Annotated in this window: 16 protein-coding genes; 5 read left to right on the forward strand and 11 right to left on the reverse strand. The window is 38.1% G+C overall.

What is annotated here, in order from left to right:
• Window positions 1–46: 46 nt before the first annotated feature.
• The 3 genes from BUA76_RS08615 to BUA76_RS08625 all read right to left on the reverse strand — a co-directional run bounded on the left by BUA76_RS08615 (window position 47) and on the right by BUA76_RS08625 (window position 5,457).
• Entirely contained in the window at window positions 47–2,887 is a 2,841-nt protein-coding gene (locus BUA76_RS08615; protein ID WP_072884397.1) for an alpha-amylase family glycosyl hydrolase, read from the reverse strand.
• A gap of 457 nt (window positions 2,888–3,344) precedes the next feature.
• Window positions 3,345–3,641, reverse strand: coding sequence for a hypothetical protein (locus BUA76_RS08620; protein WP_177175296.1), 297 nt, complete (start codon window positions 3,639–3,641; stop codon window positions 3,345–3,347).
• A 208-nt stretch (window positions 3,642–3,849) separates the two neighbouring features.
• A complete protein-coding gene (locus BUA76_RS08625; protein ID WP_072884398.1) occupies window positions 3,850–5,457 on the reverse strand; it encodes a fumarate hydratase in 1,608 nt (535 codons plus the stop codon).
• Window positions 5,458–5,653: 196 nt separating this feature from the next.
• Here BUA76_RS08625 and fumC point away from each other — a divergent pair, with 196 nt between their 5' ends.
• Entirely contained in the window at window positions 5,654–7,048 is a 1,395-nt protein-coding gene (gene fumC / locus BUA76_RS08630) for a class II fumarate hydratase (RefSeq protein ID WP_072884482.1), read from the forward strand.
• Between the two features lie 80 nt (window positions 7,049–7,128).
• Here fumC and BUA76_RS08635 read toward each other — a convergent pair whose 3' ends face one another.
• From BUA76_RS08635 to BUA76_RS08645, 3 genes are read right to left on the reverse strand one after another with little or no spacing between them, the layout of a single operon-like run.
• Window positions 7,129–8,166 carry an outer membrane beta-barrel protein gene (locus BUA76_RS08635; protein WP_072884399.1) on the reverse strand — a complete coding sequence of 346 codons (1,038 nt, stop codon included), beginning with the start codon at window positions 8,164–8,166 and terminating at the stop codon, window positions 7,129–7,131.
• 31 nt (window positions 8,167–8,197) lie between these two features.
• On the reverse strand, window positions 8,198–8,815 hold the full coding sequence (locus BUA76_RS08640; RefSeq protein WP_072884400.1) for a hypothetical protein: 618 nt from the start codon (window positions 8,813–8,815) through the stop codon (window positions 8,198–8,200).
• Window positions 8,802–9,362 carry an RNA polymerase sigma factor gene (locus tag BUA76_RS08645; protein ID WP_072884401.1) on the reverse strand — a complete coding sequence of 187 codons (561 nt, stop codon included), beginning with the start codon at window positions 9,360–9,362 and terminating at the stop codon, window positions 8,802–8,804. The genes BUA76_RS08640 and BUA76_RS08645 overlap by 14 nt, the downstream gene beginning before the upstream one ends.
• A 173-nt stretch (window positions 9,363–9,535) precedes the next feature.
• Here BUA76_RS08645 and BUA76_RS08650 point away from each other — a divergent pair, with 173 nt between their 5' ends.
• Entirely contained in the window at window positions 9,536–9,727 is a 192-nt protein-coding gene (locus BUA76_RS08650; protein WP_072884402.1) for a bacteriocin-like protein, read from the forward strand.
• 72 nt (window positions 9,728–9,799) lie between these two features.
• On the opposite strand, the gene BUA76_RS08655 is transcribed toward BUA76_RS08650, so the two are convergent.
• From BUA76_RS08655 to BUA76_RS08675, 5 genes are all read right to left on the reverse strand, one after another.
• On the reverse strand, window positions 9,800–11,020 hold the full coding sequence (locus BUA76_RS08655) for a cysteine desulfurase (RefSeq protein WP_072884403.1): 1,221 nt from the start codon (window positions 11,018–11,020) through the stop codon (window positions 9,800–9,802).
• A 383-nt stretch (window positions 11,021–11,403) separates the two neighbouring features.
• A complete protein-coding gene (locus tag BUA76_RS08660; RefSeq protein WP_072884404.1) occupies window positions 11,404–12,048 on the reverse strand; it encodes a 50S ribosomal protein L25/general stress protein Ctc in 645 nt (214 codons plus the stop codon).
• A gap of 55 nt (window positions 12,049–12,103) precedes the next feature.
• Window positions 12,104–13,042: a ribose-phosphate pyrophosphokinase gene (locus BUA76_RS08665; RefSeq protein WP_066435169.1), complete on the reverse strand. Its 939-nt coding sequence runs from the start codon at window positions 13,040–13,042 to the stop codon at window positions 12,104–12,106.
• Between the two features lie 85 nt (window positions 13,043–13,127).
• On the reverse strand, window positions 13,128–14,693 hold the full coding sequence (locus BUA76_RS08670) for an SGNH/GDSL hydrolase family protein (RefSeq protein WP_072884405.1): 1,566 nt from the start codon (window positions 14,691–14,693) through the stop codon (window positions 13,128–13,130).
• Between the two features lie 9 nt (window positions 14,694–14,702).
• Window positions 14,703–15,938 (reverse strand): OmpP1/FadL family transporter, encoded by a 1,236-nt coding sequence (locus tag BUA76_RS08675; protein ID WP_072884406.1) that lies wholly within the window; start codon window positions 15,936–15,938, stop codon window positions 14,703–14,705.
• A 274-nt stretch (window positions 15,939–16,212) separates the two neighbouring features.
• Between BUA76_RS08675 and BUA76_RS08680 the strand changes: the two genes are divergently transcribed.
• The 3 genes from BUA76_RS08680 to BUA76_RS08690 are packed head-to-tail and all read left to right on the forward strand — an operon-like array spanning window position 16,213 to window position 20,464.
• Window positions 16,213–17,622, forward strand: coding sequence for a PSP1 domain-containing protein (locus BUA76_RS08680; protein ID WP_072884407.1), 1,410 nt, complete (start codon window positions 16,213–16,215; stop codon window positions 17,620–17,622).
• Window positions 17,615–18,079, forward strand: a complete 465-nt coding sequence (locus tag BUA76_RS08685) for a gliding motility lipoprotein GldH (protein ID WP_072884408.1) — start codon at window positions 17,615–17,617, stop codon at window positions 18,077–18,079. Before BUA76_RS08680 ends, BUA76_RS08685 begins: the two co-directional genes overlap by 8 nt.
• 6 nt (window positions 18,080–18,085) lie before the next feature.
• Window positions 18,086–20,464 (forward strand): penicillin-binding protein 1A, encoded by a 2,379-nt coding sequence (locus BUA76_RS08690; protein ID WP_072884409.1) that lies wholly within the window; start codon window positions 18,086–18,088, stop codon window positions 20,462–20,464.
• Window positions 20,465–20,497 lie beyond the last annotated feature (33 nt).

The following is a 20,497-nucleotide window of genomic DNA, read 5'->3' on the forward strand; positions in this document are numbered from 1 at the left end:
GTTATTTATTCCAACATAAAAAAAGGCCGCTTGCAGCGACCTAAGTTTATTGTATAATCATTTTCTGAATAGCAATTCCTGAATCTGATTTTAAGTGAACCAGATAAGTACCCGGTGCATAATTTGCTTTTAATTCATACGCTCCGTCTTCATTTTTCAGTTTAAACTGATCAACCTTTTTGCCACTCATATCGTAGATTACGATTTCTCCGTTCTTGGCTTTGTGATAGATCAATTTTGCCAAGCCGTTTTTCACCGGATTATCTGCAATCTGCAGTGATAATTTGTAAGCCGCCGTTTCATCAATAGTTGAAAGTGTTCCTACATAATTTCCGAAAATTCTGAACTCTCCCGGCTGTAGTGTAATGGCTGCGGTTGTAGAAGTAATATTAGAAATCGAGTTATCCATCAAATTCTGCCATTGCCCTGTATAAGGGAAATACGGAATGACATTCTGTGCTGTTGTGTTATAGTTGGCAATGACTACAATATTTTTCACCCCATTTGTGATCGCATTATCGTATACATATATCCTTGTAATCAGTCCGTTCGGATCGTTGGTAAGATTATTAGATTCTACAGTATACGTCTTCGATCTGAAAACAGGATATGCATTTCTGATATCAATAATTTTAGCCCAAGTATCATATACGGCTTTTCTGTTGACATTAGTATCATAACCAAGTGTAAATGCGATTGGTTTTTCATCCGTTCTGCATCCAGGGTTAATAGAGCCGTCGCCACATCTGTTGATACTGAATTCGTAGCCCAGCTCGCCAAACTGCCATATCATTTTAGGTCCCGGAATGGTAAAGAATGTTGCCCCGAAAGTTTTCATTCTTTCTAAAGCGGTATTAAGATTTTTCACGTCATAACTTCCGTTCACAGCACCATAAGCAAGATTTTTAAACATCAGTCTTTCTTCGTCGTGGCTTTCACCAAAGCCTACCGCATGCATGTTTGTAAATCCTCGAAGCGCATGATTCATCCTGTCGTAATTGCTGTTTTCCTTATAGCCCATTGTATTTTGGTTGTAAGGATCTGTCTGCTTATTCCAAAGCATAACTCCTTTTCCTTCTGCTATTCTGTAATTGGCCCACTGTTGTTCTTCAGCATCTGTACCTAAATGTTCAAAAATCATGTAAGAATTCGGATCGATTGCCCACTGTTTGTCTGCATAATATTTCAAAATATCGACTCTGTCCTGCTGATAAGCGTTTGTACAGGTTTCGTCATTTTCAGAGCAGTTTTGAGTAAATCCTTTTGTAAGATCCCATCGGAAACCATCGATTTTATATTCGGTAAGCCATTGCTGCAGACATCTTTCAACGTAATATTTAGTTGAAGAACTTGAATGGTTGAAATCTTCAAAGACATTATAAGAATGTTTAGGAACTGTATTGAAATACGGGTTATTGGCTGCAACATTACCATACCCGTCACCATCCGGATCTACGTTCCAGAGTCTAACCAGTGGAGAACGGCCGGTAGCGTGATTAAAGGCAACATCCAAAATTACGGCAATCCCGTTCTGATGACAGATATCAACAAATTCTTTGAATTTTTCAGGTGTTCCGTAAGCTTTGTCTAAGGCATAATGGAAAGAAGTATTATATCCCCAAGAAAGATTTCCCTCAAATTCCATAATAGGCATTAATTCAATCGCATTAATCTTTAAATTCTTCAAGTAAGTAATCTTGTTGATTAGTGACTGCCAGGTTTTTTCCTGTGTGAAGTCTCTCAGCAATAATTCATAGATTATAAGATTATCTTTAGCTGGGCGCTGGAAGTTGGTAACCTGCCAGTTGTAAGGAGCCTGCCCTGTTTTAAACATAGAAACTTCAAAATCCTGTCCTGCCGGAAACGCCGGTAAATTCGGATAAGTGGAAGACGTTATCCACTGATCGTCATACGAAGATAAAATCTGCGGAGAATACGGATCTGCCACTTTTCTAAGATCATTTGTTCTGTATTGGAAAGTATACAACTGCTGTGGAGTAAGCCCGCTTAATTCAATCCAATACAGATCAGGATTTGTGGTATCCCTTTTCATTAAATAAGTATCGTTTACCGTCCAGCTATTGAAGCTTCCGATAACATGTACAAAGTTTTTGAAAGGCGCATATAACGCAAGTCCCACTTTTGTCTGATCGGTAGGATGATAGTTTATCCCCTGCTTGATCCAGCTTGGAATAGCTTCAGACACAACGTTTCGAGGAACCTGAACAATAAATGTTTTGTTTTTTGTATTGGAATTGGCATCCGTGGCAATCAGTTCCATATTCGCATCTCCTGTTACGGTATAGCTGTACGAATAGGAAGTGGAAGGAGTTGAGGTGGAATGTACTACACTTCCGTTAGCCTTAAGCTGAAAGGTCGCATTAACATTAGTAGTACCGGTAATATTTATTGAATTTCCGGTTGGTACTGAAGTAAGACTGTTTGCAGCAGGATTCGTTAAATTTAAACTCAGAATTCCGACATTTACAAAAATATCCGGAGAGGTCTGGCTTGTACCGGTTTTATTTTTCAACAAAAACCCGAATCTTCCGATTCCCGTTCTGCCATAAAAAGTAGTCGGTGTAAACGTTATAGAATACGTGTCTGTAGCTGAATTGTAATTCAGCCTGTTCAGTTCATTAGAGTTAGTCCAAGTACCGTTTGTAGGGCAATCCTGACTGTTCTGATAGTTTGTATCGAGAGACCAGGACCAGATGTAAACAGCATTATTGGCAACTCCCCAGGCAGCTTCATCGATTTGATTTCCGGGAACCGATAAAGTAATAGCATCTGTCTCATTAAAAGGGTTCGGTGTTATGGTATAGCTTATCTGGCCAAAAACCAGTGTGATCATAAGCAGTAAAATACCAGAATAAAATTTCTTCATAACGTTTCTTTAGTTACCACGAAAATAATTTCTTTTTTTGAAAACTGATTATTTATTATGAAAAAAATGATAAATTTTAACATATTGCTATCTAGCCATTTTGTTAAAATAATTTAAAAATCAAAGAAAATTATCAAATAATTTTTGGTTTTAATAAAATCATAAATATTTATCCTGATTTAATACAGAGTGTTTTTATTTTATTTTTCTGGAAATGTATTTCATCATATTTAACTGTAAAAAAACAGTGGAACCAGAATTTCTTAAAAAAACTTAATTAGAATGAGTTCAGCAATAAACTGTTACTGATGAAAAAAGAACCAAAACAATCATCATCGGTCCACTGAAAAAACTGAATAAAAGAAAAACCACTTACCGGAATAAGTGGTTTTAGTATATGTTGTTTTGCTTTGATATTGCTTTCCCGGAATTCGTGTGGGAAAACAATGACAATCAATTAATGATGTCCGTGGCTGTCGTGGCTATGGTCATGAATAAAAGGACCGTGACCTTTTGGCTCATTGTAGATTACTTCTACTCCTTCCTGCTCGTAAACCATTTTGCTTCTGATATCTTCAGGATCGAAAGGTTTTACTTTTCCGAAGTATTCTTTCAGACCTTCAGTTAACCATAAAGGAATTACAAATCCGAAGAACATAAAGATACACCAGAATCCCACAAGGAACATGATTATGAAAAATACAGTCCAAAGGAACTGGTAAAACGGCCAAAATGCTGATAAAATCGTTATCATTTTCTTAAAGATTTTAGGCAAAAATAGGACATTTTATTTTTTTACACAAAAGATAGGTGCCCTATTTTGTTATTTATTTTGATTTTAAATTTAAAAGCCAGGTAATTTTAAGAGTCAAATAGATAATAGACGGATAGACGATAGATAATTTCTTTTTGTCTATTTTTCTATCCGTCTATTATCTGTCTATTCTCTATCTATCTTACTATCAATGCGCCAGATCTGCAAAGAAATCGTTTCCTTTGTCATCCGTAATGATGAAAGCCGGAAAATCCTTAACTTCAATCTTTCTTACTGCTTCCATTCCCAATTCCGGAAAATCAACTACCTCAACGGAAAGAATATTGTCTTTAGCCAGAATAGCAGCAGGTCCTCCGATAGAGCCTAAATAAAAGCCTCCATACATATTGCAGGCATTGGTAACATCTTTCGTTCTGTTTCCTTTGGCAAGCATAATCATGCTTCCGCCATGGCTCTGGAACTCGTTTACATAAACATCCATTCTTCCCGCTGTTGTCGGCCCGAAACTTCCCGAAGCCATTCCTTCCGGTGTTTTTGCAGGTCCTGCATAATAGATCGGGTGATTTTTGAAATACTCTGGCATTGGCTGTCCCGCATCCAATAATTCTTTAATTTTTGCATGGGCAATATCTCTTGCAACGATCAATGTTCCGTTTAGTTTCAATCTTGTTTTAATAGGATATTTTGAAAGCTCAGCAAGAATTTCAGGCATCGGTTTATTAAGATCAATTTCTACCGCTTCTTCAAGATGTGGCGGTGTATCCGGTAAAAATCTCTTCGGATTTTCTTCCAGCTGCTCCAGGAAAATCCCTTCCCTTGTAATTTTACCTTTGATATTTCGGTCTGCCGAGCAGGAAACTCCCATTCCGACCGGACAGGAAGCTGCGTGACGAGGCAGCCGGATCACTCTGACGTCGTGTGTTAAATATTTTCCGCCAAACTGTGCTCCGATAGCACTTTCCTGGCATATTTTCTGAACTTTTGCTTCCCATTCCAGATCTCTGAAAGCCTGACCGGCCTCGTTTCCTTCGGTTGGAAGATGATCATAATATTTAGCAGAAGCTTTTTTTACCGCTGCTAAATTTGCCTCTGCAGAAGTTCCTCCGATTACCAATGCCAGATGATAAGGCGGACAGGCAGCCGTTCCCAGATCCGATATTTTTTCTTTGATGAATTCTTCCAAGGATTTTTCGTTCAGTAAAGATTTGGTTTTTTGGTAAAGGAAGGTTTTATTGGCAGAGCCTCCTCCTTTTGTTAAGAAAAGAAATTCGTAATAATCTCCCTTTTTAGCATAAATATCGATCTGCGCCGGAAGGTTTGACCCCGAATTCTTCTCATCAAACATGGTTAAAGGCACCACCTGAGAGTACCTTAAGTTTCTTTTCTGATAGGTATTGTAGATTCCTTTGCTTAAATATTCTCCGTCATCAACGCCCGTGTAAACATTTTCTCCTTTTTTACCCATTACAATTGCAGTTCCGGTATCCTGGCATGAAGGCAAAGCTCCTTCCGCTGCAACGGCTGCATTTTGCAATAAATTATAAGCAACAAACCTGTCATTATCAGTAGCTTCAGGATCATCAATAATTCTTCTAAGACTTTCCAAGTGGGAAGAACGGAGCATGAAAGATACGTCTGCCATTGCTTCTTCGGCCAGCAATTCGAGGCCTTTCGGATCGATGGTTAAAATTTCCCTATCTCCTAGCTGTTCAACTTTTACATAATCTGAGGTAAGCTTCTTGTACACCGTATCATCCTTCTGAATTGGATACGGATCCTGATATCTAAATTCCATTCTTCTTTTTCTTTGGGTGCAAAAATAAAACTTCGCGAAAAAACATGAGTAAAATCAGAAGCTTAGATTGATATTTATAATGATTATAAATTGTGAGTGTTTTTATTTATATGTAATTTTATGGAATAAGGCTGAGGCTAAGATTTTTAAACCTAAGCCTTATCCTCAACCTGAATTAATAAAAAATTCCATCACAATGAATTACAGAATAGAAAAAGACACCATGGGTGAAGTGCAGGTTCCTGCAGACAAGTTCTGGGGGGCACAAACCGAGAGATCCAGAAATAATTTCAAAATCGGCCCTGAAGGATCTATGCCGCACGAAATCATTGAAGCATTTGCCTATCTTAAAAAAGCAGCCGCTTACACCAATGCTGATCTGGGTGTACTTCCAGTGGAAAAAAGAGATATGATCGCAAAAGTTTGTGATGAAATATTAGATGGAAAACTTAATGACCAATTTCCTCTGGTGATATGGCAAACCGGCTCCGGAACACAGTCTAATATGAATGTAAATGAAGTGATTTCCAACAGGGCACACGTTAATAATGGCGGCACATTAGGTGAAAAATCTGAAATCCACCCGAATGACGATGTTAATAAATCCCAGTCTTCCAACGATACATACCCTACGGCAATGCATATTGCGGCCTATCGTAAAGTTGTGGAAGTGACTATTCCTGCTGTTGAGAAACTAAGAGATACGTTGGCTGAAAAATCAGAGGCTTTTAAAGATATTGTAAAAATTGGAAGAACGCATTTGATGGATGCCACCCCCCTTACTTTAGGGCAGGAATTTTCAGGATATGTCGCTCAGCTGAATTACGGTTTAAAAGCTTTAAAAAATACGCTTCCGCATCTTTCCGAACTGGCTTTGGGAGGAACTGCCGTTGGAACAGGGCTGAACACTCCGAAAGGCTATGATGTAAAAGTGGCTGAATATATTGCTAAATTCACCAACCATCCTTTCGTAACAGCTGAAAATAAATTTGAAGCTTTGGCCGCTCATGATGCGATTGTTGAGTCTCACGGCGCTTTAAAACAATTAGCCGTTTCATTATTTAAAATTGCTCAGGACATCAGATTACTGGCTTCGGGGCCACGTTCGGGAATCGGGGAAATTCATATTCCTGAAAATGAGCCGGGATCTTCCATCATGCCGGGAAAAGTAAATCCTACTCAAAACGAAGCAATGACGATGGTTTGCGCTCAGGTGTTAGGAAATGATACCACTATTTCTTTTGCCGGAACACAGGGAAATTATGAGCTGAATGTTTTCAAACCGGTGATGGCTTATAATTTTTTACAATCGGCGCAGCTGATTGCTGATGCCTGTATCTCCTTTAACGATCATTGTGCGGTGGGAATTGAGCCTAATCATGAAAGAATTAAAGAATTGGTAGACAAATCGTTGATGCTTGTTACTGCTTTAAACACGCATATCGGTTATGAAAATGCTGCAAAAATTGCAAAAACCGCTCATAAAAACGGAACAACATTAAAAGAAGAAGCTGTGAATCTCGGACTTTTAACGGCGGAACAGTTTGACGAATGGGTGAAACCCGAAGACATGGTAGGAAGTTTAAAATAAAAATTAAATATAAACAGTTAATATTGTAGAAAAACGCCCTGAAATTTCCGGGCGTTTTTTGTTATATATGAATGGGTGCATTACCACCAAAGTGCTACTCCGAAAGTTAAAGCTTTATCGTTTTCAAAGGTTCCGCTTTTAAAGAAATTTCCGAAATCTTTTTTAACAAAGATGCTGAAATCATCATAAGAAACGGTAAACTGCCCTCCGTAAATAAAAGCACTTACCCTATAATCACTTCTGTCTCTGTCACTTATTCCGTCACCTTTGATAATATTATTGGTAGACATTTTTACTCCCCCGTAGATATTGGCACCCACTTTAAATCCATGAGAATAATCTCTGTACTGGACATCCAGGCCTGCATTTTTAAGCTTTGAAAAATTGTACTGCAATCCCAGCGGAACGATAATATAGCCTGTTCTGAGCTTACTTTTACTCAATCCTTTTTCATAATTTGCCAGATAAACATTGGAATTGGCATCTTTTGCCACAAACATATTGTTATCGATACTCAATGTTCTCCAGGAAAACCCGATTCCGGAAATTAATCCCCACGGACTTGTTCTGCCGAATTGATAATTGAATTTAAACCCAAATTCAAAATTTCCTGCATAGCGCAGATTGTTATCCAAAATATTATCCGCCTTATCGTTTGTAAGATTCATGATAGAATAAGAGATATAAGGAGAAAGCTCTTTTGTTGGTCTGAATTTTTTCAACAATTTTTCTTTCAATTCCTCATTAGAAGTCACATCAGAATTAAGGAGAGAATACCCTACCTGTTTTTGAATAACGGCATCCATATCAAAGCCTAATTCTTCAATTCTATGATCTATCTTCTCAGAATACTTACTGGCAATCAATGATTTTTGTTCATTGAATTCTGCTTTAGAAAGATTTTTAGACTGAAGTTCAGTTAACTCCACTTCCATCAGCTTTTTTTCCTCCTTAATGATGGTGTCAATTTTTCTTGCATATTCGTCCACCTTTTCTTTTACAATTGGACTTACTTCGGTGTCTTCTTTTGGCTGAAGATTGAATACCGGCTTTTTTTGAGCGAATATCGCTGTAGATAATAGGCATAGCCCACCCATCATGATAAATTTCCTGATCATATTATAATAGTTTTTATTGTTTAAAATTGATTTATTTTTCGTTCAGATCAATGCTTGCCACATTGCTTTTTCCTTTTGTTTTTTCAATAACATCTTTGTGTTCGACTGAAAAGAGCAGTGTTGAAGGATCAACATATCGTTTCTTTTTTACTTGTATTTTAGCAGAATCTGATTGTGCGATCATTTTAGCCGATTCAACAGGTGTGATTTCTGTTATAACATGTGGCGAATTTTGTTGTATTGAAGGCAGTTCATCATGTATAACAGCCGGCGATTTCTTCAGAACTTTTTGATTATTTGTTGAAATCTTTTCTACTGCAATTTTTTGTTCATTATTTTTAATGATTAATTCTGCAGGTTTATTCTGAATTTCGTCCTGTGCAGGAAGCTGAACTTCAGTCTTGTCGGCCTTAGCAATATTTTCATACCTCTGGGTCACCTGATTATCCTGATTAAAAAAGAGTACTATTCCTAAACTGCATGTTAAAACAACACAAGCCGCCACTAAAAACCAGTTGATTTTGGTTTTTGCAGATTCAACAGGTTTATGAGCCTGGATTTCAGACCATAAATCTCTGGAAGGCATAATTTCCCTGTCTGCGATCTGTTTCTTAATCTGATACTCTATATTATTTTTAGATGCGTTCATTTTTCAAGGCTTTTTGTTGTTGAAAGTAAATTTTTCTCATTTTCTCTTTGGCTCTGAACAGTTGTGTTTTGCTTACCGCCGTTGAAATCTGCAGCATATCGGCAATCTCCTGGTGCGAATAATCTTCAAAAACATACAGGTTAAAAACCATTCTGTAAGCGTCCGGAAGCTGATCAAGAAGTTCCTGGGCGTTAAAATCAAAAACAATTTCCTCATCGTGTATTTCTTCCAAATACGCTTCGCTGATATCATCAAGATAAAAAACCGTTTTGTTGCTTTTGATGAAATTCAGGCATTCATTCACAACAATTCTTCTTGCCCAGCCATCGAAACTTCCCTCGTTGCGAAAGCTTTCAATACTTTTAAAAATTTTGCAGAATGCTTTGATCACGCAATCTTCAGCCTGGTAAAGATCATTAATATAACTTCGGCTTACACTCAAATATTTTTTTACATTCTGATCATAAAAAACTTTCTGCGCAGCCGGATCCTGCTTTTTAAGCCGGACAAGCAAATCATCTTTTTTATTTCCGAACAAAAGTTTCATAATTATTTGTTTCTACTAGTAAGACAAGAAAAAACCAAAAAGGTTACAGCCTTAAAGATTTTTTTTAATAAATATACAATTCCTTACAGAACAAGAATTTTTCTGTTTGCTTTTATTCTATTGTTATTTTTCATACCTTAGTGAAATAATTACAAATATTAATACAAATTACTATGAAAAATCTAAGAAAACTTCAGAGAGAATACTTAAAACAAGTAATGGGCGGACATACCTGCCCTGGAAATACTTATCACATTATTTACAACGGTTATCACGCTTGCTGTCTGCAGATTCCTACCGGAAACCCATGTACCTCAACAAGCTGCCTGGTTCCTGTTGAAATGTGCGAATCTGGTCTTAATTAAATTGCTGATAATTAAAACAGACCCGGGCGGAAAAATTTCCGCCCGGGTTTTTATTGTAAATGAAAATGCGAACTAACTAAGCATTCTTTGCGCTTTTTGTACGCCTTCCACGAGAAGATCAATTTCATGAAATTCATTGTACACGGCAAAACTGGCTCGTACCGTACCCGCAATATTGAAAAAATCCATGATAGGCTGGGTACAGTGATGTCCTGTTCTTACGGCAATTCCTAATTTATCAAGGATCATTCCTACATCGGAAGCGATTCCTACACCTTCAAGATTAAATGAAACAACCCCGGTTCTGTTAGCCTTTTCACCATAAATTTTTATTCCGTCAAGTTCCAAAAGCTTTCTTTGAGCATATTCCAGCAAAGCATTTTCATGTCTCTGAATGTTTTCCTGCCCTACTTTCAAAATAAAATCTACCGCAGCTCCCAGCGCAATATTTCCTCCTACATTGGGGGTTCCGGCTTCATATTTAAAAGGCAGTGGCGCATAAGTAGTTCCATCGAATGAACATGTCGCAATCATCTCACCTCCTCCATGGAACGGTGGCAGCTCTTCAAGAATATGTTGCTTTCCATACAGAATTCCCGTTCCCATAGGCGCGTACATTTTATGCCCGGAAAAGACATAGAAATCACAATCCATTTCTTGCACATCAATAGTAAAGTGCGGTGCAGACTGCGCTCCATCAATAACAATATAGGCGTCTGTATTTTTTCTAGTTCTTGCAATGATTTCCTCAACAGGATTTACAATTCCCAACGCATTGGAAACATGATTTACCGAAACTACTTTCGTTTTCTCACTTAAAAAAGTATCAAAAATATCAAGTTGGAGAATACCGTTTTCGTCAATAGGAATAACTCTCAGTTTAGCTCCGGTTCTTTCACAAAGCAGCTGCCACGGAACAATATTGGAATGGTGCTCCAGATAAGAGATAATGATCTCATCATCTTTTTTAAGCTTTTGTGTTAAGATATACGAAATCAAGTTAAGACCTTCTGTAGTTCCTTTAGTAAAAATTACTTCAAAATCATGTTTTGCATTGATGAATTTCTGAATTTTTCTTCTGGAAAGTTCCATTTCTTCGGTAGCCAGCTGGCTCAGGGTATGAATTCCTCTGTGTACATTGGCATTAATCTCTTTATAATATTGATCCCATGTTTTTAAAACAGAATCCGGTTTTTGTGATGTTGCCGCATTGTCGAGATAAACCAATGGCTTACCGTTCACCTTCTGATCTAATATAGAAAACTGACTTCTGATTTCCTGAATGTCAAACATTTATTAAATTTTTAAATTAAAACGTTCTTATTTAGAACATTTCAAATTTACGGCTTTTTTTCGGATTGTTATAGATGATAGATGTCTGTAAATTGATAGAAAGATTCGATGGACTAGATGTTTATTTTTCTTTAACGCAAGGAATGAATAATTTATTGTGGATATTTTTTGTTCGCAAGAACGTTTCACTAGCAAATGAAAGCTATATTATATAAAATTATAAAAGCTTAAAATTTGAACACAATAGATCACGAAGATTTTTTGACAACTGAATATTTATTGCGTTCACAAAGCCTTTTCACTTAAAACACATACGAATGCTTTTTAAACATAAAAAACCTGCCAAAAGTTGACAGGTTTTATATAATCTGGATAAGTAATTCTTATTCTGCTGCAGTTTCTTCTGCTGCAGGAGCTGCTCCTTCTTCAGTTGCAACTTCTTCTTCATCTTCATCATCCATTGCTGCAGCACCACCTTTCATAGCATTTCTAGACATCTTAACAGCTACAACAACTGCATTGTCCGGGTGCATGAAAGAATAACCTTCAGTCTTGATTCCACCGATGTAAAGTTTGTTACCGATTCTTAATGGAGTAACATCAACCACGATTTCGTCTGGCAAGTTAGCAGGAATTGCTTTTACTTTCAGCTTTCTGAAAGACTGACGAAGAACACCACCCGCTACAACACCTTTAGAACGACCAGTGATTCTTACAGGAACTTCCATGATAACCGGCTTATCGTCAGCTAACTGATAGAAATCTGCATGAAGAATTTTGTCTGTAATCGGGTGAAACTGAATATCCTGAAGAACAGCCGGAATTGTTTGACCATCAACCTCAATAGATACCGTGTGTGCTTCAGGAGTATATACCAAACCTTTGAACGCTTTCTCTTCTGCAGAGAAGTTCAATGGCTCACCACCTCCGTAAACAACACAAGGAACTAATTCAGCATCACGTAAAGCTTTTGTAGACTTTTTGCCCACGCTTTCTCTTTTTGTACCTTGAATTGTAATAGATTTCATTTATAAAAATTTAAAAATTTGTTTAAAATTAAATTCGCAAAACTCTAATTGTCAATTAAATAACAAACTTGCTACTAATTGATTGATGCTCATGAACCATCTTCATAACGTCTGCAAATAATGGGGCGCAAGATAGCACTTTTATTTTAGATGACAAATTATTTTTCACAGGAATCGAGTCAGTTACAATAACTTCCAAAAGTTTTGAGTTTTCGATATTCTCATAAGCCTTTCCTGAAAGCACTCCGTGTGTAGCCATAGCTCTTACGGTTTTTGCCCCTTTTTCCATCAGGATATCTGCAGCCTTGCAAAGTGTACCCGCCGTATCAATCATATCATCAATAAGGATTACGTTCTTTCCAACCACATCCCCGATAAGGAACATTTCTTCCACAACGTTTGCCTTTTTTCTTTCTTTGTAAGCAATTACCACATCTGCACCTAAGTGGCCCGCATAGTTTTTAGCTCTTTTCGCTCCTCCCATATCCGGAGAGGCAATGGTAAGATTTTCAAGATTGAGGTCTCTGATATAGTCTACGAAAATGGTAGATGCATATAAATGATCTACCGGAATTTCAAAGAATCCCTGGATCTGATCGGCATGAAGATCCATCGTCATTACTCTGGTTGCTCCTGCAGCCGTTAAAAGGTTAGCTACAAGCTTTGCACCGATTGGCGCTCTTGGTTTGTCTTTTCTGTCTTGTCTGGCAAGTCCGAAATAAGGAAGTACTACCGTAATACTTTTTGCAGAGGCTCTTTTTGCTGCGTCAATCATTAGAAGAAGTTCTAAAAGATTATCCGCCGGAGGGAATGTAGATCCAATCAGGAAAACTCTTCCTCCTCTTACAGACTCGTCCAGAACCGGCTCAAATTCTCCGTCACTGAACTCCTGAAAGTTTATTTTTCCTAATTCTTTCCCGTAATGCTGGGCAATTTTCTCTGCCAAGTCCTTGCTCGTCCTTGTACAAAATAGATAACTTAACTGGTGGGCCATTTTTACTTTTTAAAAGATTTTGCAAATTTAAAAAAAAACCACAAGAATCTATCCTGTGGTTTCTAAGTTTTTATTTAATTGAGAATTACGGAAAGGTAACCCCTGAATATTTATTGGCATCTACCTGCGGCAGATTGGATCTATACTTCATGTTGATGGATTTGATAAATTCATTAGCAACAATAGCGTATCCTCTTCCGGTAAGGTGCACTCCGTCAAGAGAGAAAGTACCTCCGCTGACAAATGTTGCGGTGTATTTCACCCCGTTATAAGTGATCCCTGATTTTGAATTCAGTTCTACCATTTTCTTATTCATATCAACAAAAGCTAAACCATAAGAATCTGCCATTGATCTGATGGATGTATTATATGCAGTTACTGCTGTAGAAATATTATTTACTTCATCAGCCGTTAATGAATATTGATCACCAATTGGAAAACTTGCGCCATAGATAAACACAGAACTCGGAGTAGCCGGCTGATTGGTCGTTGCATCTAAACCTAATAAGCTGCTGGATGTAAGAAGCATTAATTCTCCCTGCTTTGCCTGACGTGCTCTTCCGAAAGCATTACCTATAAATGCAGCCTGAGTAGGAGTATAACCATTTGCTGCTAAAGCAGCAGTAAGCTGAGCCGAAAGATCAGCTAATTTATTATCAATAATAAGAACAGGATTATTTCCCGCTACAACAGGATTAATTCTGCTTCCTTGCCCATATGCGGTAAGAACAGCCTTTATAGGCCCATAAAGCTGAGTGTTTAAAGCCTGGGCTTTTGCTGCATCCAAAGGAATTGCATTATAAGGAACTCTTGTAAAAAAAGGAATATTGGTAACATCAGGAATATTGGCGATTACTCCTTTTGTAACACCTGCTCCTTTAAGACCATCTAAAACCGCTTTGATAGAACCCGCAACAATATTAGGATTCGAAATATCATTCGATCTGTATGTTGCAGGACTCGCAGTTTCGGGCTGAACCGTTGCTGCCGTATATGTTGTAACCCCTCCCACTGTCTGAGAGTTTGTACCTCCGTTTGTTGCATAAGAAAGGACATCGTTGTTTCCTATCCACAGAGAGAAGAATGTAGGAGCCTGGGATATTGCATCAGCTAAAACTGAAGTTGTAGCAGATGAAGCGAATCTTACGAAATAAGGATTTGCTGTTCCGGTTGCAAGACCCGCAAGACTTCCGTATCCAGGCGCTACAAGATGGAAAGATTTCGCTCCCGGCACACCCATATTCTGGTAAGGCCTTCCTGAAGCGATATTATCCAGCGCACCTCCGGGAGTACCGGCAACGGGAGTTAATGATCCGTTAACAACCTTAAGAGTAAGTTTTCCGGGGAAACCCGGAAGGTTATTAAAACCTCCTGTATTATTAGGCATCAATGGCTGCTTAAAATCACCGCCGCCTGCAAGCTTCATTTGCTGTGCAATAATGGAAGGATAAGACTCGTTTTGCCCTTCTGAATAGAGAGCGCCATCTCTATACCCTGAAGTTAATGAATTTCCTAAGGCAACATATCTGGAAAAGTTGGCTTCACCACTGGTTACTACAACATCGTTTACATCATTATCAAAATCATCCTCGCAGCTCGTTGTAAATAAAAGTGCGGAAATCGCAAATGTAGAAATTATAATTTTTTTCATAGTCTTCAATTAAAAAGGATTGTAAGATAAACCTAAACCAAAATAGTAAGCCGTTGCTTTAGCCTGCCCGTAGAAACCAAGGGTTTTATTATTTACATTTCTCGACTGAGGCATTGCATAACCTCCTGCAATATCAACTCCGAACTGTTTCAGCTTAAATCCTACACCACCCGTTACTACATAAGTATTAAAAGATGGAGTCTCGGGAATAAAATGGTCATCAGAGTAAGGCGATTCGTCATAGTAAGCTCCAAGACGTCCATAGATCATATCGCTGAATGCATACTGAGTTCCCAAACGGAATGTTTTAGCATTTTTGAAATTTTTCGGAGCAACAACAACTGTTGGATCTGGATTTCCAGTAGCCAAAGGAGCACTTGCGAAATCCAGGGTAAGCTGGGTATATCTGGACCATCCGTGGTAGTTGAAATCTGCAGAGATTAACCATTTCGGGGTTACTTTGTACGTTAAACCGATAGTATACTCTTCAACCAAAGGCAATGTTGCGGTAAAGCCATCTGTTCCGGAAGAATTTAAGCCTAATAAAGGATAGATTGATGTAGATGGAAATTTGAAGGTAGCGGTACCATCTTTAGCCTTCATATCCACAGGAGAACGGTATGCAACACTTACATCCACTTTAGGATCCGGCCTGAAATAAAAACCAAAACCGTAACCATGGCCACTCGCATCACTGTCTAGATTAAGCTGTCCTCCAAACTGAGTAACCGCTCTGTCCCAGTTTACTGTACCCTTTGCATAGATATAGCTAGCTCCAAAAGCCAACCAGTCATTAAATTTATAAGAAACCATAGGCTGGAAATAGTAACTTTTCAGTTCAAGCTTCTGAACCATTTCTTTTCCTTCCCAATCATTCGGCCACTCTATGGTACTTCCGAAAGGCGTGGTAAAGCTGAAACCAACAGTCAGTTTCTCAAGGGGTCTGTATGTTACAGCAGCGTAAATAGGCGTTCCTAAAGGATTATCAGTCTCTGTGGTCTGTAATGTATTGAGGTTTTGAAAAGTCACTCTGTTGCTTGCACCAAATCCACCGGCTACAATACTTAATTTCGAGGGAATGAATGACATACCTGCAGGATTGAAGAATGCCACACTCGCATCTTCAGCATGGGCACTGGTATGTGCCATTGCCAATTGTTTTACCCCCTGCAGAGAAACCCTGAAACCTCCTGCATAAGATAAAACACCTGCCAATAATGCAGTTGATACTAATATTTTTTTCATAGACTATTATTATATAACCCAAATATAAAATTATTTTACTTACGTCTGTTAATAAATCATAAAATTTTAAACAATATAGCCAAATAAAACTATGTTTGAAATAATACTTCAATATAATCTTATTATAAATCCAAGATTATAAGAATCTTATGTTAAACCTAATCACTTCTTTAAGAGCTTTGTTTAAAACTAAACAGGTAAGTTTCTGAATATTTGATTATTTTAGACCTCATAAAGATAAAAATCATAAATTTGCAAATTAAACATATTATATATGAGTTGTGGATGTAAAACATCCGGCGATTCTGCACATTCTTGCGGACCCAAGAAGACCGCGAATGGCTGTGAAAATGTAGATACCTGTGGTAATAGTTATAAATTAAGTGTTTTTGACTGGCTTTCCAACATCAACAATCCCGCACCGAACAGATGTGATTTTGTTGAAGTTAGATTTAAAAATGACAGAAAATCGTTTTATAAAAACGTAAATAATATTCCATTACACATAGGTAGTGTAGTAACAGTAGAATCAAGTCCCGGACATGATGTAGGTGTGGTAAGTCTCACCGGCGAACTGGTAAAGATTCAGATGAAAAAGAAGAAATTTTCTGAAGAATCTGTACAGAAAATATACAGGCTGGCCAACCAGAAAGATCTGGAAGTATGGCAGGAAGCAAGAAAAAAAGAAGAAAACGTAAAAATAGAAGCGCGAAAAATAGCCCATAGGCTTGGTCTCGAAATGAAGATCACCGATGTGGAATATCAGGGTGACGCTTCAAAGGTTACGTTCTATTACACTGCAGATAATCGTGTAGATTTCAGGCAGTTAATTAAAGATTACGCAGGAGCGTTCCGTACAAAGATCGACATGAAGCAGATCGGCTTCAGACAGGAAGCTGCAAAAGTGGGAGGAATAGGTTCTTGCGGAAGAGAATTATGCTGCTCGACATGGCTTACGGATTTCAGATCCGTTAACACTAACGTTGCCCGATATCAGCAGCTGAGCATCAACCCTCAAAAGCTTGCCGGACAGTGTGGAAAACTTAAATGCTGCCTGAATTACGAGCTGGACAGCTATCTTGACGCATTGAGCAATTTCCCGTCTTCTTCTACCACCCTGGATACAGAAAAAGGAAGAGCATTCTGCATAAAGATCGACGTTTTCAAAAAGAAAATGTGGTTTGCTTATGTTGAGAATTCTATTGCCTGGTATGATTTTGATATTGATCTCGTTAAAAAACTGATTGCAAAAAATAAACGCGGCGAAAAAACCCTTCCTCTGGAAGAACTGAAACAGCCTGAAACTTCGTTTGCAAGCATAGATCTGATTCAGGAAAATAATGTTGACCGTTTCGAAAAGAAAGGAAGAGGAAACAATAAAAACAGAAATCAGAACAGACCGAATAACAATCAGAACAACCAGAATCAGGGACAGAAAAAAAATAACAACAGACCTGAAAGACAGGAACGTTCTGAAAGATCTGACAGGCCTCAGAAGCAGGAAAGAACACAAAATCAGAATCCGAACAATCAGCAGAAACAACAAAAAAACAACCCGCAGCAAAAGCCGCAGTTGGAAAAAGTAGAAGCTGCAGCAGATTCTTCCCAGGCTGACAAAAAACCAAACCCGAATAAGAAAAAATTTAAAAAGAAGTTTCCTCCAAAAAAAGACAATAATGCGTAAAATCTTAGGATTATTCTCTCTTACCCTTATCTTCAGCTGCAAATCCTCTTCCACCGAAGAAGTGATCATGAATTCTGTTGATAACAAGTGGAATAAGAAAAGCGAACAGAAATTTAATCTTGAAGTTTCGGATCCGCAAAATCCTAAAAATATTATATTTGTTGTAAGAAACAACAATGAGTATCCTTACAGTAATATAAGGTTTATTGTAAATTTCACCGATATGCAAACCCAAAAAAAGCAGACCGATACGCTGAATTATGTTTTGGCAAAGCCTAACGGAGAATGGCTGGGAACAGGATTCGGTGATACTAAGGAAACTTTATTTCAGTATAAGCTGAATTACAGATTTCCGGCAAAAGGAAAATATGAGATTGGTCTCACTCAGGCTATGCGCAATGACATCCTTCCGGGAATTGAAGATATTGGAGTAAAAATAGAAACGGCTAAACCGTAATCATCAATGGAAGTAAACAAACAAATTACAGGAAATAAAGGAAAAACATTCCCTCTTCCTCCTAAGAAAAAAAATACCGGCTGGAAAAAGTGGGTGAAATTTATCTGGGTCGGACTTATTGCTGTAGTATTAGGAATATCAGCTCTCTTTTTCGCTGTTTCCCAGGGCTTTCTCGGGGAAATGCCGGATGTAAAAGAACTTGAAAATCCGGATATTTATGTAGCCTCCGAGATCTATTCTTCGGATGGTGTTCTATTGGGAAAATTTGAAAAAGAAAAAACCCAGCCTATCATTTACAAAGATCTTCCGCCATATTTGGTATATGCTTTACAGGCGAAAGAGGATGAACGTTTCAAAGAACACTCAGGAATAGATTTACAATCTGTTGCCAGAGCCGTAGCTTACGGTGGAAAACGTGGTGGTGGATCCACTATTACACAACAGCTTGCCAAGCTTCTTTTCACAAATGGTGCTTCCCAAAATAAATTGGAAAGAGCATTTCAAAAACTGAAAGAATGGGTAGTTGCCGTAAGTCTTGAAAAGCGATACACCAAAGAAGAAATCGTTACTTTATATTTTAATAAGTTTGATTTTTTATATAATGCCAATGGTATTGAGATGGCATCAAAAATCTATTTCAATAAAAAAACATCAGAACTTACTTTACCGGAAGCTGCTATGTTTGTGGCCATGCTGGAAAATCCTGTAAAAAATAACCCGATGAGAAATCCTGAAAGAGCGAAAGCAAGAAGGGATGTCGTATTGGAACAGATGCTGAAGACAGGATATATAGACCAGGCTACTTATGATAAAGCTATTGCAACTCCTATTGTTTTAGATTATCATCCGATCAAAAACATCAATGACGATTACTCCGCTTATTATAAGTTTTATTTAAAAAAGGAAATTGATGCTTATTTAAAGGATTACGAAAAAGAAAACGGCAAAAAGCTGAATCTTTATAAAGACGGATTAAAAATTTACGTTACTCTTGATTCCAAGATGCAGAAGTATGCTGAAGAATCTATCAGAGAGCATTTAACAGACCTTCAGAAAAGATTTGATGCAGAACAGAGAGGCAGAAAAGACTGGCCATTCTATTACCTTAACAGCAAGCAGATCAATGATCTGATGGTTCAGGCAATGAAGAGAACCGGCCGTTACAAGCAATTAAAAGCAGCCGGAGTTTCTGAGGATTCTATTATGATGGAATTTAAAAAACCTATTAAAACTTCACGTTTCACATGGGCAGGAGAAGAAGAAGTAGAAATGTCTCCTTGGGATTCTATCAGATGGCATAAGAAAGTGGCACAGGCCGGACTAATGTCTATGGTTCCGGGAACCGGAGAAATAAAAGCCTGGGTAGGTGGAATCGACTGGCAGCACTTCCAGTACGACCATATCAAACAGGGGAAAAGACAGGTAGGATCTACTTTCAAACCTTTCGTATATGCCACAGCCATTATGAAATTAGGTTTGAATCCATGCTCCACAATTTCCAATGCAAGTTTTAATAAGGGAACATATCATGTACCGGGAAGAGGAGGGATGCTTACTCTGAAAGATGCTTTGGCACATTCGCAAAACCCTGTAGCACTACGTTTGGCTGAAATGACAGGCACGCAGAGTGTTATTCAGACAGCGAGAGACCTTGGTGTAACCGAAGAAATTTCCACAAGTCTTCCGATGGCATTAGGTTCATCTGACATTACCATCTACGAGATGGTAGGAGCTTACAGTACTTTTGCCAACTATGGTAACTACAACAAACCGGAAATGATCTGGAGAATTGAAGATGCCAACGGAAGAGTAATCAAAGAAGTGAATGTGGAGCCGAAAGAAGTAATGAACCCGCTATACGCCTACACGATGATCGAATTGATGAAAGGAGTAGCGCAATATGGTACGGCTTCGGGAGAATTAGGAAGAAAAGGAATTTCAAAAGATATAGAAATTGCAGGTAAAACCGGTACTACCCAGAACAATTCAGACGGTTGGTTTATGGGTATTGTTCCGAAACTGGCTACCGGTGCATGGGTTGGCTGGGAAGACAGAGCAACACACTTTTACGGAACCGGTGAAGGCCAGGGAGCAAAAATGGCACTTCCGATCTGGGCGATTTTCATGAAGAAAGTATGGGCTGATAAAAGCCTTGGAGTTTCTCCAAGTGATAAGTTTGTAAAACCATCGGAATGGAAAGACGGCTGTTCAAATCTTAAAGGATTAGGCGCAGGTTATGGAGACGATGGTGGATTACAAACACTGGACGAAATTAAAAACCCAAAACCAATTGAGCCTTCCGGACCGAAAACACCGGGTAAAAAAGAAGAGAATGTGAATGAGAATCTTAACAGCAGTGAAGATATAGATTTCAATAATAAATAAATTCTCTTTTAGAAATACACAAGACCTTTCAAT

This window comes from Chryseobacterium takakiae (assembly GCF_900129385.1).
GTDB lineage: Bacteria > Bacteroidota > Bacteroidia > Flavobacteriales > Weeksellaceae > Chryseobacterium > Chryseobacterium takakiae.

Bases quoted from the DNA above. Each gene is read 5' to 3' on its own strand.
- BUA76_RS08625 (WP_072884398.1), bottom strand. From the start codon at position 5,457: ATGGAATTTAGATATCAGGATCCGTATCCAATTCAGAAGGATGATACG.
- BUA76_RS08640 (WP_072884400.1), bottom strand. From the start codon at position 8,815: ATGAACGCATCTAAAAATAATATAGAGTATCAGATTAAGAAACAGATC.
- BUA76_RS08675 (WP_072884406.1), bottom strand. From the start codon at position 15,938: ATGAAAAAAATATTAGTATCAACTGCATTATTGGCAGGTGTTTTATCT.
- BUA76_RS08615 (WP_072884397.1), bottom strand. From the start codon at position 2,887: ATGAAGAAATTTTATTCTGGTATTTTACTGCTTATGATCACACTGGTT.
- BUA76_RS08670 (WP_072884405.1), bottom strand. From the start codon at position 14,693: ATGAAAAAAATTATAATTTCTACATTTGCGATTTCCGCACTTTTATTT.
- BUA76_RS08680 (WP_072884407.1), top strand. From the start codon at position 16,213: ATGAGTTGTGGATGTAAAACATCCGGCGATTCTGCACATTCTTGCGGA.
- BUA76_RS08655 (WP_072884403.1), bottom strand. From the start codon at position 11,020: ATGTTTGACATTCAGGAAATCAGAAGTCAGTTTTCTATATTAGATCAG.
- BUA76_RS08650 (WP_072884402.1), top strand. From the start codon at position 9,536: ATGAAAAATCTAAGAAAACTTCAGAGAGAATACTTAAAACAAGTAATG.
- BUA76_RS08690 (WP_072884409.1), top strand. From the start codon at position 18,086: ATGGAAGTAAACAAACAAATTACAGGAAATAAAGGAAAAACATTCCCT.
- fumC (WP_072884482.1), top strand. From the start codon at position 5,654: ATGAATTACAGAATAGAAAAAGACACCATGGGTGAAGTGCAGGTTCCT.
- BUA76_RS08645 (WP_072884401.1), bottom strand. From the start codon at position 9,362: ATGAAACTTTTGTTCGGAAATAAAAAAGATGATTTGCTTGTCCGGCTT.
- BUA76_RS08665 (WP_066435169.1), bottom strand. From the start codon at position 13,042: ATGGCCCACCAGTTAAGTTATCTATTTTGTACAAGGACGAGCAAGGAC.
- BUA76_RS08685 (WP_072884408.1), top strand. From the start codon at position 17,615: ATGCGTAAAATCTTAGGATTATTCTCTCTTACCCTTATCTTCAGCTGC.
- BUA76_RS08660 (WP_072884404.1), bottom strand. From the start codon at position 12,048: ATGAAATCTATTACAATTCAAGGTACAAAAAGAGAAAGCGTGGGCAAA.
- BUA76_RS08635 (WP_072884399.1), bottom strand. From the start codon at position 8,166: ATGATCAGGAAATTTATCATGATGGGTGGGCTATGCCTATTATCTACA.
- BUA76_RS08620 (WP_177175296.1), bottom strand. From the start codon at position 3,641: ATGATAACGATTTTATCAGCATTTTGGCCGTTTTACCAGTTCCTTTGG.